Source organism: Micromonospora echinaurantiaca, from assembly GCF_900090235.1.
Lineage (GTDB): Bacteria > Actinomycetota > Actinomycetes > Mycobacteriales > Micromonosporaceae > Micromonospora > Micromonospora echinaurantiaca.
The window spans coordinates 1,196,748-1,210,532 of record NZ_LT607750.1; the positions used below are offsets into that span (position 1 = coordinate 1,196,748).

Consider the following 13,785-nt stretch of genomic DNA (forward strand, 5'->3'; position numbering starts at 1 on the left):
ACTGCAAGATCGCGGGAGCCCGGTCAGCGGGAGTAGAACTCCACGACGAGCTGCTCGTCGCAGACCACCGGCACCTCGTGCCGGGCCGGCTCGCGGACCAGGGTGGCGCGCAGGTCGGTCAGGGCCACCGACAGGTACGGGCGGCCGGGGCCGTCGCCGGCGTTGGCGCCGGTGGCGGCGAGCTGGAAGGGCGGCGCCTGGCGGCTGCGCTCGCGGACGGCCACCACCTGGCCGGGGCGCAGCCGGTAGGAGGGGCGGTCGACCGTGCGGCCGTCGACCGTGAAGTGCCCGTGGTTGACCAGCTGCCGGGCCTGGTAGATGCTGCGGGCCAGCCCGGCCCGGTGCACCACCGCGTCGAGCCGCCGCTCCAGCAGCGCGATCAGGCTCTCGCCGGTCTTGCCGGCGCCGCGGTGCGCCTCGTCGAAGGCCCGGCGCAGCTGGGCCTCGCTGACGTTGTACTGGTGGCGCAGCCGCTGCTTCTCCAACAGCCGCACCTGGTAGTCCGAGGTCTTGCGGCGCTGTCGGCCGTGTACCCCCGGCGGGAAGGGTCGCCGCTCGAAGTACTTCACGCACTTGCGGGTGAGGGGGATGCCGAGGGCCCGGGAGAGCCGGGCCTTGGGCCTGGGGTGGTTCACGCTGGACGTCTCCGTTCCGGTGCTCTAGCCTGCACTTAGGTAAGCCTAACCTACTAAGGAGGTCGTGCCATGCGGCCCAGCCCGGCGGAGATCGTCCGAACCCTCGTCGCGGGCCGACTGCCCGGCCTCGTCCACGTCGCCCACCGGCCCGGCCCGCACCACGTCCGGCACGTCACCGACCAGGAGGGGCGGGTGCTGCTCCTGGTGCCGGTGGTCAGCGACCTCGCCGCCGCGCTGCGCCCGGCCGACGGCGACACCGACGTCCCGGCGGTGCTCGACGTGCTCGACCTGCCCCCGTCGGCCGGCGCGCCGTCGCTCGGCCGCGCCTGGGTCTCCGGCTGGGCGACCCGGCTCGACGGCGACGAGGCCCGGCGGGCCGCCCTCGACTTCGCCGCCATGGACCCGACCGGTGACCTGCTCGACGTCGGCACCCGGTTCCGGCTCCACCGCTTCGAGGTGGTCGAGGCCCGCTGGGACCGCGCCGGCTCCGTGCGCCGGATCGACCCCGAGGTGTACGCCGAGGCGGAGCCGGATCCGCTGCACCCGGTCGAGGGCGAGCTACTGATCGACCTCGCCGAGCACCACGCCGCCGAGGTGGCCGGCTACCTGCGCCGGCAGCTCGGTCTGGCCGACGGCGGCGGCCACGGCGTACCCCGCGTGGTGCGGATCGACAGGTACGGCCTGATGGTGTCGTACGGCCGGCCCGGCGCGCGGCGGCGGGCCCGGTTGACCTTCCCGCACCCGGTCGCCGACCACGCCGAACTGGCTCGCCTGCTGCACCCGATGCTGTGCCGCCGGGCCGCCGCGACCGGCCACGCCGAATCCGCCTGACCCACCACCCGTCCTCCCCGCCCGCCGCCTTCGCCGGCCCCACCGGTTTGGGTGCATCTGTGGTTGCGGGGACGACAACAGCTGCACCCAAAGGGCGGAGCAGGGGTTAGGTCGGGAGGTCGCCGGTGAGGTAGCGCTGCACGGTGGGGGCCACGGCGGCGACCAGGGTCTCCGCCGGAGCGGAGGCGACCGGTTCCAGCCGCACCACGTGCCGCATCACGGCCAGCCCGATCAGCTGGCTGGCCACCAGCGAGCCGCGCAGCGGCAGCTCGGCCGGGTCCACGTCGAGGTGGTCGAGCACCCGGCGGAGCACCTGGGTGACCAGGAACTCGCGCAGCAGCCTGGCGGTCCACTCGTTGCTCATCGCCGAGCGCAGCAGCGCCACGCCGGCCGTGCCGGCCGGGGAGTCCCAGACGCTGAGGAAGAGGCGCACCAGCCGCTCGCCGAGACCGTCGCGGTCGCCGGCGACGATCCGTGGGATCAGCTCGCCCGGGTTGACGGGCGCGTTCATGGCGGCCAGGAAGAGCTGGTCCTTGCTGCCGAAGTAGTGGTGCACCAGGGCCGGGTCGACCCCGGCCGTGGCGGCGATGGCCCGGATGGAGGCCCCGTCGAAGCCCCGCTCGGCGAATGCGGCGCGCGCCGCGTCGAGGATCGCTTCCCGGGTGCCCGGCTTGCCTGGTCGTCGGCCGGTCCGCCGTGCCATCGCCGCCCTTCGTCCGTACTCGTCAGGTCGTCCCGGCCCGCCGGCTGGCCGGGTGTTCCCGTCCCGGCCCGCCGCCGGGGCGGGGACGGTACCGGATCAGCCGCTGCGTCGCCGCAGGGTGGCCGCGGCCAGCACCAGGGCCAGCACCGCCGCCCCGCCGACCACCGCGACGTCCCGCCACATGGTGCCGGTCGGCTCGGCGTTCGCGCCGACCTCCTGCAACGCCTCGACGGCGTACGACAGCGGCAGCACGTCGCTGACCGCCTGCAACCAGCCGGCCATCTCGCCCCGGGGCACGAAGAGCCCGCAGAGCAGCAGCTGAGGGGCGACCACGACCGGCATGAACTGTACGGCCTGGAACTCGGTGCGGGCGAAGGCGCTGCAGAACAGGCCCAGCGCCACCGCGAGCACCGCGTTCAACGCGGCGATCATGATGACCAGCCCGCTGCCGCCGGCGGTGTCCAGGTCGAACAGCCAGTACGCCACGGCCGAGGCGACGGTGGCCTGCACCGCGCCGGCCAGCCCGAAGGCGATGCCGTAGCCGAAGAGCAGGTCTGCCTTGGCCAGCGGCGTGGTGAGCAGGCGTTCCAGCGTGCCGGTGGTGCGCTCGCGGAGCATCGCGATGCTGGTCACCAGGAACATCACGATGAACGGAAAGAAGCCGAGCATGATCAGCGCGATCCGGTCGAAGGCGGACGGCTGGCCGGGCGGGGCGGGCTGGTCGGCGTACATGTAGTAGACCAGGGTGAGTAGCAGGGCCGGCACCACCAGCAGCAGGGCCACGGTACGCCGGTCGTGGCGCAGCTGGCGCAGGATGCGGCCGGTGGTGACCGCCAGGATCCTCGGGTTCACGACGTCTCCCCTCCGGCGGCGCCGGCCGTACCGCCGATGCCGGCCGGCGCGGCACCGGCCGTCTCGGACGCCCTGATCAGCCGTAGGAACGCCTCGTCGAGGTCGGCCACCCCGGCGGCGGCCCGGATGGCGTCCGGGGTGTCGTCGGCGATCAGCCGCCCCTCCCGGATGAGCAGCAGCCGGTCGCAGCGGGCCGCCTCGTCCATCACGTGGCTGGACACCAACAGGGCCGTCCCGTTCGCCGCCAGCTCGTGGAACCGGGCCCAGAGGTCGGCCCGCAGCACCGGGTCCTGCCCGACGGTCGGCTCGTCGAGGATGACCAGCTCCGGGTCGCCGACCAGGGCGCAGGCCAGCGACGCCCGGCTGCGCTGGCCGCCGGAGAGGGTGCCGACCAGCTGGGTGGCGGCGTCGGCGAGCCCGACGTCGGCCACCGCCCGGTCGGCGTCGGCCCGGCCACGCCCGTGCAGCGCGGCGAAGTAGCGCGCGTTCTCCCGCACGGTGAGGTCGGCGTAGACGCTCGGCGCCTGGGTCAGGTAGCCGACCCGGCGGCGCAGCTCGGCCGAGCCGGCGGGCCGGCCCAGCACGGTGACCGTGCCGGCGGTGACCACCTGCACCCCGACCACCGCGCGCATCAGCGTGGTCTTGCCGCTGCCGCTCGGACCGAGCAGCCCGGTGACCGCGCCGCGCGGCACCGTGGCGCTGATCCCGTGCAGCACCCGCCGTCCGCCCCGGTCGACGACCAGGTCGCGGACGGCGATCGCGTCGTCCATCGCACACCTCCCCAAAAACTCAACACCTGATGAACTCAACGCTAGATGAGATACGCCCGGCCGCGCAACGGGGGGCTTGACTTCGAGTGCGCTCGAACTGGAAGCCTGGAGCCGTGGACATCAGCACCCGGGAGAGCACGCTCACCGTTGGCGAGGCGGCCGAGCGGGTCGGCCTCACCACCTACACACTGCGCTGGTACGAGCAGGAGGGGCTGGTGGCCCCGGTCGGGCGGGACTCGGCCGGGCGGCGCCGGTACACCGCCGGTGACGTCGACTGGCTGTTCCTGCTCACCCGGCTGCGGCGGACCGGGATGCCGGTGCGGGACATGCGCCGCTACGCCGACCTGGCCCGCCAGGGCGACGGCACGCTCGGCGCCCGGCGGGCGCTGTTCGAGGCGCACCGCGCCCGGGTGCTGGCGCGGATGGCCGACCTGACGGAGGACCTGAGGGTCCTCGACCACAAGATCGATGCGTACCGGCGGGCGGAGGGACGCTGCGAAGGGTCATAGGCCCCGGACCGGACACCGGGTCCGTCATCGGGCATTGCCCCTCGATCGGGGCGTACGGCACGATGATCCGGTGGACTACCCTCCGTCACCGGACAGTGGGTTCCTCGCGGACTGGACCGCCCGGCTGCGGGCGGCGGCCGAGCGGCCCGTCGTCGGCATCATGCTGCGCGGCAGCCACGCCCGGCGGGCCGCCACCGCACACAGCGACGTCGACGTCGACGTGCTGCTCGGCGGCGCCCCGTACGCCGCCCGCCGGGCCTACCTGGCCGAACACGGCGGCCGGCTGACCCACGTCTCGGTGGCCGCGCGGGACGTCCGGTCCTGGGTCACCCGGCTCGGCGAACCGGCCGACTGGGCGTTCGGGCTGCCGGTCGCCGCCCCCGCCCGGCTGCTCTGGGCCGACCCGCACTGGCGGCCCCGGATCGACCTGCCGGTGCTCTGCCAGCCGGCCGGCGAGCCGCAACTGGAGGAGCTGGTCGCCACCCTCGGCAAGGTCGCCGCGGCGCGGGACGCCGGCGATCACCTCGGCGTCCGGCTGGCCGCCGCCGACCTGGCCCGGCTCTGCCCGTCGGTGCTCCGGCTGGCCAACGCCTCGGTCCGGGTGGTCTCCCGCCGGGCGGCCTTCGCCGCCGCGCTCGCCCTGCCGGTGGCACCCCCGGGCTACCGCGACGACATGCTGCTCTGCCTGGGGCTGCGCCCGGGCTCCACCGGCCAGCTCGGCGCGGCCGCGGTCCGCCTGGTCACCGGCGTCCTGCCGCTGGTCCGCCGGTACGCCGCGGAGATCGCCGAGGTGGCCGGGACGGACCTGGCCGAGGCGCTGGTCGACGGCCGGCTGGACCGCTACGTCGCCCAGCTGACCCGGCCCGCCGGCCGGCCGCCACGCCCCCGGCGGGAGTCGTCGCCGGTGCCCGCGCCGCGTGCGGGACAATGGGTCACTGTGTCCGTACCTGACGCGCCGGTGACCGGCGCCCACCCCCGCCCGAGCGGGCCGGCGGACGGCGGCCCGGCCCGCCCGTCCCGGCTCGACCCGGCCATCGCGGCCCGGCTGCGCCGTACCCCGGACGGCCTGGTCGCCGCCGTGGTCCGCGCGCACGACACCGGCGAGGTGCTGATGGTCGCCTGGATGGACGACGAGGCGTTGCACCGCACGCTGACCACCGGCCGGGCCACCTACTGGTCGCGCAGCCGGCGCGAGTACTGGGTCAAGGGCGCCACCTCCGGGCACCACCAGTACGTCCGCTCGGTCGCCCTGGACTGCGACGGGGACGCGCTGCTGGTCAGCGTCGAGCAGGTGGGCGCCGCCTGCCACACCGGGCACCGCAGCTGCTTCTTCACCGAGCTGCCGGTCGACGCGGCGGGGGACCGGTCGTGACCGACGGCCGGGTGAGCCCGGACGCGGCCACCTTCACCGCGCTCGCCGCCGACCGCCGGGTCGTTCCGGTCACCCGCCGGCTGCTGGCCGACGCGGAGACCCCGGTCGGGGTCTACCGCAAGCTCGCCGGCGGCCCGGGCACCTTCCTGCTGGAGTCCGCCGAGCAGGGCGTCGGCTCCGCCGGGCTGGCCTGGTCGCGCTACTCGTTCATCGGCGTACGCAGCAGCGCCACCCTGGTCGAGCGGGACGGCCGGGCGACCTGGCTGGGCCAGCCGCCGGCCGGGTTACCCACCACCGGCGACCCGGTGCAGGTGCTGCGCGCCACCGTCGAGGCGCTCGCCGGCCCGGCCACCGAGCCGGCCGCCGGCATGCCGCCGCTGACCGGCGGCATGGTCGGCTACCTCGGCTACGACCTGGTCCGGCGCTTCGAGCGGCTGCCCGAGCTGACCGAGGACGACCTGAACCTGCCCGAGCTGGGCATGATGCTCGCCACCGACCTGGTGGTGCTCGACCACTACGAGGGTTCCGCGATCCTGGTCGCCAACGCGATCCTGCCGCCGCCGGACGCGCCGGACCGGGACGCGCAGGTGGTCGCCGCGTACCACCACGCGGTGGGCCGGCTCGACGCGATGACCACCGCGCTGTCCCGACCCATCCCGCCGATGATCTCGACGGTGGAGCGTCCGCCGGCCGGCGAGGTGCGCAGCCGTACGCCCGACGGCGGCTACCCGAAGGCGGTGGAGGCGGCCAAGGAGGCGATCCGGGCCGGCGAGTGCTTCCAGATCGTGCTGGCGCAGCGGTTCGAGCGGGAGACCCACGCCGACCCGCTCGACGTCTACCGGGTGCTGCGCACCACCAATCCCAGCCCGTACATGTACCTGCTGCGCTTCGACGACTTCGACATCGTCGGCTCGTCGCCGGAGGCGCACCTGAAGGTGACCGTCGAGGCCGGCGGGGAGCGGCGGGCGCTGCTGCACCCGATCGCCGGCACCCGGCCGCGCGGCGCCACCCCGGCCGCCGACGCCCGGCTCGCCGCCGAGCTGCTCGCCGACCCGAAGGAGCGGGCCGAGCACGTGATGCTGGTCGACCTGGGCCGCAACGACCTGGGCCGGGTGTGCCGCGCGGGCACCGTCGAGGTGCCCGAGTTCGCCACCATCGAGCGCTACAGCCACGTCATGCACATCGTCTCGACAGTGGTGGGCACGCTGCGCGCCGACCGCACCGCGTTCGACGCGCTGGCCGCGACCTTCCCGGCCGGCACCCTCTCCGGGGCGCCCAAGGTGCGGGCCATGGAGATCATCGAGGAGCTGGAGCCGGTCCGGCGGGGCCTGTACGGCGGCACGGTCGGGTACTTCGGCTTCGGCGGCGACCTCGACATGGCGATCGCCATCCGCACCGCGCTGATCCGCGCCGGCCGGGCGTACGTGCAGGCCGGCGCGGGGGTGGTGGCCGACTCCGACCCGGCCGCGGAGGACCAGGAGACCCGGAACAAGGCGGCCGCCGTGCTCGCCGCGATCGCCGCCGCCGAGACCCTGAGGCCGGCCCGGTGAGCGCGAGCGGTGCAGCGCAGCCCGGGCCCCACGGTGGCGAACGACAGGCCGGCCCGGTGAGCGGGGAGATCGAGGCGGCCGGCCGGCCGGTCGCGGGGCGGCGCGAGCTGACGTACGCGGTGCTGCTCTGCCTGGCCGGCGCGGGCCTGGCGCTGTGGGCCGCGACCCGCACCTGGTCGGTGGAGCTGGCCGCCCGGCCGGCGCCGCTGCCCCCGGTGCGCGACGCGCACACCGGCGCGGGTCTGCTGCCGTGGCTGCCGGCGTTGGCCCTGGTCGGGCTGGCCGGCGGCGGCGCGGTGCTGGCCACCCGGGGCCGGCTGCGGCGGCTGCTCGGCGGGCTGCTGGCCGTGCTCGGGCTCGCCGTGACGGCCGGCGGCGGCTACGGACTGTCCGCGTCGTTCCCGGGCGAGGTGAGCCGGCACTGGCCGGCGCTCTGCCTGCTCGGCGGGCTGCTCGCCGCGGCCGGCGGAATGCTCACCGCGCTGCGCGGCGAGCGGTGGCCGGCGATGGGCGCCCGCTACGAACGGCCGGCCCGGAAGACGGCCACGCCGGCCGCGCCCGCCGCCGGGGCCGGGCCGGTCACCGGGCGGCGCACCACCGAGGCGTGGGACGCGCTGGACCGGGGCGAGGACCCGACGGTCAGCTGACCGGCTGGCGGTCGCGGGCGGCGGCCCGGGCGGCCGCCAGCTCCGCCACCAGGCGGTTCAGCTCGGCCCGCTGGTCGGCCCGGGCCCGGTCGGCGCAGACGGCCTCCCAGGCGTTGCCCCGCGCGGTGCGCATCCGCGCCTCGCCGACCACGGCCCGCTCCAGGGTGTGCACCACCCCGACGGCGAGCGACGCGACGGTACGGGAAATGGTGGTCAGTCCGATGCTCTGGTGGGGCCCGGCAGTACTCATGATCTCTCCGCGCGAGGATCGTCGGCGAACGGGGTGGGCAGGCGCATCGTCGAGTCTGCCCGACGAACATGCTGGCCGGCTCACGTTTCGCGGTGGTGACCTACGCGTCAACTCTCTGTCCGGGCCCGCCACCTGCACAGGGCCGTTCGTCCTTGAGCTTCGTCACAGCCGCCCGGCGCCGCCGCGGCGGGTGCGCCCGGGCGGGATCCCGTGGTCCAATGGCGTATGGGCGATCGTCGATGCCAACGGTGGCGCTACGTGATCTGGCCTTCACCGAAGTCGGCCATTATGCCGCAGGCCGTTCCGTGAGCCGCGCCATACCCCCACCTCCCGGCCCCGGATGGCGCCCCCTAGCATCGGCCCATGACACCCGGAGAGGGGAGTCCGTTGGTGACTGCTGAGCATGCGCACGCGGAGGGGGACGAGGCCGGTCCGGCGGCGTCCGCAAGCGTGCTCGACGAGATCCTGGCCGGCGTGCGCGAGGACGTCGCCCGGCGACAGGAGCAGGTGCCGCTGGAGCGCATCCGCGAGCTGGCCGCCGCCGCGCCGCCGCCGCTGGACGCGTACGCGGCCCTGCGCCGGCCCGGTGTCGCGGTGATCGCCGAAGTCAAGCGCTCCTCCCCGTCCAAGGGGAAGCTGGCCGAGATCGCCGACCCGGCCGACCTGGCCGGCGAGTACGCCGCCGGTGGCGCCCGGGCGATCAGCGTGCTCACCGAGGGGCGCTGGTTCGGCGGCTCGCTGGACGACCTCGCCGCGGTCCGCGCCGCGGTGGGAGTCCCGGTGCTGCGCAAGGACTTCGTGGTCTCCAGCTACCAGGTGCACGAGGCCCGCGCGCACGGCGCCGACCTGGTCCTGCTGATCGTCGCGGCCCTGGAGCAGAACGCCCTGGTCGGCCTGCTGGAGCGGATCGAGTCGCTCGGGATGACCGCGCTGGTCGAGGTGCACGACGAGGAGGAGGCCGACCGGGCCCTGGAGGCGGGCGCGCAGGTGATCGGCGTCAACGCCCGTGACCTGCGTACCCTGGAGGTCGACCGCTCGGTGTTCGAGCGGATCGCGCCCGGCCTGCCCAGCAGCGTCGTCAAGATCGCCGAGTCCGGCGTGCGCGGTCCGCACGACCTCATCCGGTACGCCTCGGCCGGCGCCGACGCGGTCCTGGTCGGCGAGGGCCTGGTCACCCAGAAGAGCCCTCGGGAGGCGGTGGCCGAACTGGTCAACGCCGGCAACCACCCGGCCACGCCCCGCCCGGTGCGCTGATCGGCGCACCGGCCGCCAGCACGGAGAGGACGATCCCCATGAGCGCCGACGCCCTGGCCGCCGAGACCGGTCCGTTCCCCGACGCGGCGGGCCACTTCGGCCGCTTCGGCGGCCGGTTCGTACCGGAGGCGCTGGTCGCGGCGCTGGACGAGTTGGACGCCGCGCACCGTACGGCGATGGCCGACGAGTCGTTCCGGGCCGAGTTCGCCGCGCTGCTGCGCGACTACGCCGGAACCCCGTCGCTGCTCTACGCCGCCCGGCGGTTCTCCGCCAAGGCCGGCGCGCGGGTGCTGCTGAAGCGTGAGGACCTCAACCACACCGGCGCGCACAAGGTGCGCAACGTGCTCGGCCAGGCGCTGCTCACCAAGCGGATGGGCAAGACCCGGGTGATCGCCGAGACCGGCGCCGGCCAGCACGGGGTGGCCGCGGCCACCGCCGCCGCCCTGTTCGACCTGGAGTGCGTGGTCTACATGGGCCAGGTCGACACCGAGCGGCAGGCGCTGAACGTGGCCCGGATGCGGATGCTCGGCGCCACCGTCGTACCGGTCACCACCGGCTCGCGGACCCTCAAGGACGCGATGAACGAGGCGATGCGCGACTGGGTGGCCAACGTCGACGAGACGCACTACCTGATCGGCACGGCGGCCGGCCCGCACCCGTTCCCGGCGCTGGTCCGCGACTTCGTCCGGGGCATCGGCGACGAGGCCCGGCAGCAGTGCCTCGACCTCACCGGCGCGCTGCCGGACGCGGTCACCGCCTGCGTCGGCGGCGGCTCCAACGCGCTGGGCATCTTCCACGCCTTCGTCGGCGACCCGGACGTGCGGCTGTACGGCTTCGAGGCCGGCGGCGACGGGGTCGCGACCGGCCGGCACGCGGCCAGCATCACCGGCGGCTCCACCGGCGTGCTGCACGGCACCCGCACCTACGTGCTCCAGGACGCCGACGGGCAGACCTGCGAGTCGCACTCGATCTCCGCCGGCCTGGACTACCCGGGCGTCGGGCCCGAGCACGCCTGGCTGCACGACACCGGGCGGGCCACCTACGCCCCGGTCACCGACGACGAGGCGATGGCCGCGTTCGAGCTGCTCTGCCGTACCGAGGGCATCATCCCGGCGATCGAGAGCTCGCACGCGCTGGCCGGCACCCTGAAGATCGCCCCCAAGCTCGCCGCCGACCTGGGCCGCGAGCCCACCATCGTGGTCAACCTCTCCGGGCGGGGCGACAAGGACGTGCACACCGCCGGCAACTACTTCGGCGTCCTCGACAAGGAGTGACTGATGAGCCGGATCGGGGTGGCGTTCGACAAGGCGCGCGCCGACGGGCGGGCCCTGTTGGTCGGCTGCATGCCGGCCGGGTTCCCGAGCGTCGAGGGCAGCATCGCGGCGATGACCGCGATGATCGAGGCCGGGGTCGACGTGATCGAGGTGGAGATCCCGTACTCGGACCCGGTGATGGACGGTCCGGTGATCCAGAAGGCCAGCGACATCGCGCTGGCCGGCGGCGTACGCACGGCCGACACGCTGCGCATCATCGAGGCGGTCGCGGGCACCGGCGCCCCAGTGGTCACCATGACCTACTGGAACCCGATCGAGCGGTACGGCGTCGACGCCTTCGCCCGGGACCTCGCCGCGGCCGGCGGCACCGGGCTGATCACCCCTGACCTGATCCCGGACGAGGCCGACGAGTGGCTGGCTGCCTCGGACGCGTACGGGCTGGACCGCACCTTCCTGGTCGCCCCGTCCTCCACCGAGGCCCGGCTGGCAATGACCGTCGAGCACTGCCGCGGCTTCGTCTACGCCACCGCGATCATGGGCGTGACCGGCGCCCGGGCGCAGACCTCACAGGCGGCGCCGGTGCTGGTCTCCCGGGTCCGTGCGGTCAGCGACCTGCCGGTCGGCGTCGGCCTCGGCGTCGGCACCGGTGCGCAGGCCGGCGCGGTCGCCGGGTACGCCGACGGCGTGATCGTGGGCAGCGCGCTGATCCGCTGCCTGCTCGACGCGCCGGACCTCGACAGCGGCCTGGCCGCGCTCCGTACGCTCAGCGCCGAACTCGCCGAGGGCGTCCGCAACCCCGCCCGCTGACCGCCGCCCCTGCCAGCGGCCGCCCCAGCAGTGCCAGATCCAGGCCGCCGGCCGCGGCGCTCCGTCCGCCGGCCGGCCCCCGCTGTGGCGCCGGCCCCGCCCTGGCGGCGGCCGTGATCCGGATTCGCGGCCCCGCGGCGTGTCGCGGTGCCGGGCCAAGTCACGCGAATGGCTGATACCTGAGAGTCATCATGATGACTCTCAGGTATCAGCCATTCAGTGATAGGTCGCCTCGGCGCGGGACCGTCACGGCGGTGGGGTGAAGCTGGTCGGGACGGGGTGGTTCGGTCGGTCCAGGGTGGAAGTGGTGGCGGAGCGACAGCGGTTCGCCGGGCCGGTGCGGACCCGCTGGCGGTGCCTCGGTGTCGGGGGTCGGGGGTCGGTTCGTCGCTGGCGATGCGGATCGGTGCCGGTGGTGGCCGCCGTCGGGTGGGAGAGGCCGCCGGCGGTGCGGTCAGTGCCGGGCCGGTGCCCGGCGGTGCGGTCAGTGCCGGGCGAGCGCGTCGGCGCCGGAGCGGCCGTCCTCGGCCCGGCGGTCCGCCGGCTGCCCCGACCGTTGCCCGGGTGCCGGCCCGGGCGGAGTGGCGCAGTCGGCCAGCACGCCGGAGCGGCCGGCCAGCGCGTCGGCGAGCGCCAGCCGGGTGGTCGGGGTCAGCGCGGTGGGCAGGTCGGCGGGGTCGTGCCAGGAGAGCCGGCAGCCGCCCACCGGCTCGCCCGCCGCCCGGTCGCCGAGCGCCCGGGCCCGGAAGACGTGCACCAGCACGTCGGGCAGCGGACCGGCCCGCCCGGCCGGCGTCGGGCCGGCCGCCGGCTCGGCGACGTGGTAGAGCCCGACCAGGTCGACGATCTCGATCTCCCAGCCGGTCTCGGCCCGGATGTCGCGCAGCACCGCCGGCACCGGGCTCTCCGGCCGGCGCAGCCGGCCGCCGGGCAGCGCGTACCGGCGTTCGCCCCGGCCCTGCCGGCACAGCAGCACCCGACCGGCCCCGTCGGTGACGATCGCGGCCACCGCCCAGGTGAGCGCGCTCATGGACAAAGAGCCTACGTCGGTGCAAACCAGAAGTCACTGCGACGCCGCCCGGCCCGCCCGGGGTGCCGCCGAAGGGGTCCGCAGCGGTAGCGTGTGCACCCGTGAATCTCGCCTCGCTGTCCCCCCAGGCGGCCCTGCCCAGTCCCAGCACCGCCGTCTGGCAGCTCGGCCCGGTTCCGCTCCGGGCGTACGCGCTGTGCATCATCCTCGGCATCGTGGTGGCCTGCGTGGTCACCGAGTACCGGCTGCGCCGGCGTGGCGTCGCCCCGGGCGCGGTGCTCGACATCGCGGTCTGGGCCGTGCCGGCCGGCATCATCGGCGCGCGGATCTACCACGTGATCACCTCGCCGGAGAAGTACTTCGGCACCGGTGGCGACCCGATGAAGGCGTTCGCCATCTGGGAGGGTGGTCTCGGCATCTGGGGCGCGGTGGCCGGCGGCGCGATCGGCGCCTGGATCGCCGCCCGCCAGCTCGGCATCCCGTTCGCCGTGGTGGCCGACGCGCTCGCGCCCGGCCTGCCGCTGGCGCAGGCGGTGGGCCGGCTCGGCAACTGGTTCAACAACGAGCTCTACGGCGGGCGGACCACCCTGCCATGGGGCCTGGAGATCCACCGGATGGACCCGGACAACCCCGGGCACGCGCTGCGCGACGACGCCGACCGGCCCATCCTCGAGCCGGGCCTCTACCACCCGACCTTCGCCTACGAGCTGCTCTGGAACGTCGGCGTCGCGGTGCTGGTCCTCGTGGTCGACCGCAAGCTGCGACTGGGCCGGGGCCGGGCGTTCGCGCTGTACGTGATGGGCTACACCGCCGGCCGGTTCTGGATCGAGCTGATGCGCACCGACGAGGCCAACACCATCCTCGGCGTCCGGCTCAACGTGTGGACCGCCGCGCTGGTGTTCCTCGGCGCCCTGGTCTACTTCCTGCGCGTCCGCGGCCCCCGGGAGTACCTCGTCCCGGTCGGGGCGGCGGCGGCGCCGACCCCGCCGGAGTCCGACGTCTCGCAGGTCGACCTCTCCGCCACCGAGGCCGGCGCGCAGCCGGCCGCGCCGGAGGGCTACCGGGTGGTCAGCGAGGAGCAGTACCGCCGCTGGCGGGAGACCGGCGAGCTGCCCGCCGAGCCGGACGCCGCGCCGGCCGAGCAGACCGACGCGACCGGGTCGGCCGACCGCTCCGCGGACGGCGACGAGGCTGCCGGGAGCGACACCGGGACCGAGGACGCGGAGTCCGGGGAGACGACGGTGCGGGACGAGCGGGCCGGCGCGGCCGGCTCCCGCCCCGCCGACGGCGACAGCTGAGCG

Annotated in this window: 15 protein-coding genes and 1 pseudogene; 10 read left to right on the top strand and 6 right to left on the bottom strand. The window is 75.4% G+C overall.

The window, feature by feature from the left end; translation table 11 throughout:
- Positions 1-23: 23 nt before the first annotated feature.
- Entirely contained in the window at positions 24-635 is a 612-nt protein-coding gene (gene rpsD / locus GA0070609_RS05580; RefSeq protein ID WP_088992802.1) for a 30S ribosomal protein S4, read from the bottom strand.
- 69 nt (positions 636-704) lie between these two features.
- On the opposite strand from rpsD, the gene GA0070609_RS05585 reads away from it, so the two are divergent.
- Positions 705-1,466: a DUF2470 domain-containing protein gene (locus GA0070609_RS05585; RefSeq protein ID WP_088992803.1), complete on the top strand. Its 762-nt coding sequence runs from the start codon at positions 705-707 to the stop codon at positions 1,464-1,466.
- Positions 1,467-1,572: 106 nt separating this feature from the next.
- Here the strand turns inward: GA0070609_RS05585 and GA0070609_RS05590 are convergent, their stop codons facing one another.
- The 3 genes from GA0070609_RS05590 to GA0070609_RS05600 form a co-directional block, all read right to left on the bottom strand.
- Entirely contained in the window at positions 1,573-2,169 is a 597-nt protein-coding gene (locus GA0070609_RS05590; RefSeq protein WP_088992804.1) for a TetR/AcrR family transcriptional regulator, read from the bottom strand.
- A 96-nt stretch (positions 2,170-2,265) separates the two neighbouring features.
- A complete protein-coding gene (locus GA0070609_RS05595) occupies positions 2,266-3,021 on the bottom strand; it encodes an ABC transporter permease (RefSeq protein WP_088992805.1) in 756 nt (251 codons plus the stop codon).
- Positions 3,018-3,791: an ABC transporter ATP-binding protein gene (locus tag GA0070609_RS05600; protein WP_088992806.1), complete on the bottom strand. Its 774-nt coding sequence runs from the start codon at positions 3,789-3,791 to the stop codon at positions 3,018-3,020. The genes GA0070609_RS05595 and GA0070609_RS05600 overlap by 4 nt, the downstream gene beginning before the upstream one ends.
- A gap of 113 nt (positions 3,792-3,904) precedes the next feature.
- Here GA0070609_RS05600 and GA0070609_RS05605 point away from each other — a divergent pair, with 113 nt between their 5' ends.
- The 5 genes and pseudogenes from GA0070609_RS05605 to GA0070609_RS05620 all read left to right on the top strand — a co-directional run bounded on the left by GA0070609_RS05605 (position 3,905) and on the right by GA0070609_RS05620 (position 7,869).
- The gene (locus GA0070609_RS05605) at positions 3,905-4,300 is read left to right on the top strand and encodes a MerR family transcriptional regulator (protein WP_088992807.1); all 396 of its coding nucleotides are present in this window, start codon (positions 3,905-3,907) and stop codon (positions 4,298-4,300) included.
- A 160-nt stretch (positions 4,301-4,460) separates the two neighbouring features.
- Positions 4,461-5,054 (top strand): annotated as a pseudogene (locus GA0070609_RS34080) (phosphoribosyl-AMP cyclohydrolase); the annotation flags it as partial.
- A gap of 183 nt (positions 5,055-5,237) precedes the next feature.
- Positions 5,238-5,672 (top strand): phosphoribosyl-AMP cyclohydrolase, encoded by a 435-nt coding sequence (hisI, locus tag GA0070609_RS34085; protein ID WP_088997519.1) that lies wholly within the window; start codon positions 5,238-5,240, stop codon positions 5,670-5,672.
- A complete protein-coding gene (locus GA0070609_RS05615; protein ID WP_088992808.1) occupies positions 5,669-7,222 on the top strand; it encodes an anthranilate synthase component I in 1,554 nt (517 codons plus the stop codon). Before hisI ends, GA0070609_RS05615 begins: the two co-directional genes overlap by 4 nt.
- Before the next feature lie 56 nt (positions 7,223-7,278).
- The gene (locus GA0070609_RS05620) at positions 7,279-7,869 is read left to right on the top strand and encodes a Trp biosynthesis-associated membrane protein (protein WP_088992809.1); all 591 of its coding nucleotides are present in this window, start codon (positions 7,279-7,281) and stop codon (positions 7,867-7,869) included.
- Here GA0070609_RS05620 and GA0070609_RS05625 read toward each other — a convergent pair.
- Positions 7,862-8,119 (bottom strand): hypothetical protein, encoded by a 258-nt coding sequence (locus GA0070609_RS05625; RefSeq protein WP_088992810.1) that lies wholly within the window; start codon positions 8,117-8,119, stop codon positions 7,862-7,864. The genes GA0070609_RS05620 and GA0070609_RS05625 overlap by 8 nt on opposite strands.
- A gap of 450 nt (positions 8,120-8,569) precedes the next feature.
- Between GA0070609_RS05625 and trpC the strand changes: the two genes are divergently transcribed.
- The 3 genes from trpC to trpA are packed head-to-tail and all read left to right on the top strand — an operon-like array spanning position 8,570 to position 11,454.
- Positions 8,570-9,373: an indole-3-glycerol phosphate synthase TrpC gene (gene trpC, locus GA0070609_RS05630; RefSeq protein ID WP_172899474.1), complete on the top strand. Its 804-nt coding sequence runs from the start codon at positions 8,570-8,572 to the stop codon at positions 9,371-9,373.
- A gap of 38 nt (positions 9,374-9,411) precedes the next feature.
- Positions 9,412-10,647 (top strand): tryptophan synthase subunit beta, encoded by a 1,236-nt coding sequence (trpB, locus tag GA0070609_RS05635; protein WP_088992812.1) that lies wholly within the window; start codon positions 9,412-9,414, stop codon positions 10,645-10,647.
- 3 nt (positions 10,648-10,650) lie between these two features.
- On the top strand, positions 10,651-11,454 hold the full coding sequence (trpA, locus tag GA0070609_RS05640) for a tryptophan synthase subunit alpha (RefSeq protein ID WP_088992813.1): 804 nt from the start codon (positions 10,651-10,653) through the stop codon (positions 11,452-11,454).
- A gap of 484 nt (positions 11,455-11,938) precedes the next feature.
- On the opposite strand, the gene GA0070609_RS05645 is transcribed toward trpA, so the two are convergent.
- Positions 11,939-12,484 (bottom strand): NUDIX hydrolase, encoded by a 546-nt coding sequence (locus GA0070609_RS05645; protein WP_088992814.1) that lies wholly within the window; start codon positions 12,482-12,484, stop codon positions 11,939-11,941.
- Between the two features lie 101 nt (positions 12,485-12,585).
- On the opposite strand from GA0070609_RS05645, the gene lgt reads away from it, so the two are divergent.
- Positions 12,586-13,782: a prolipoprotein diacylglyceryl transferase gene (gene lgt, locus GA0070609_RS05650; RefSeq protein WP_088992815.1), complete on the top strand. Its 1,197-nt coding sequence runs from the start codon at positions 12,586-12,588 to the stop codon at positions 13,780-13,782.
- Positions 13,783-13,785: the final 3 nt, after the last annotated feature.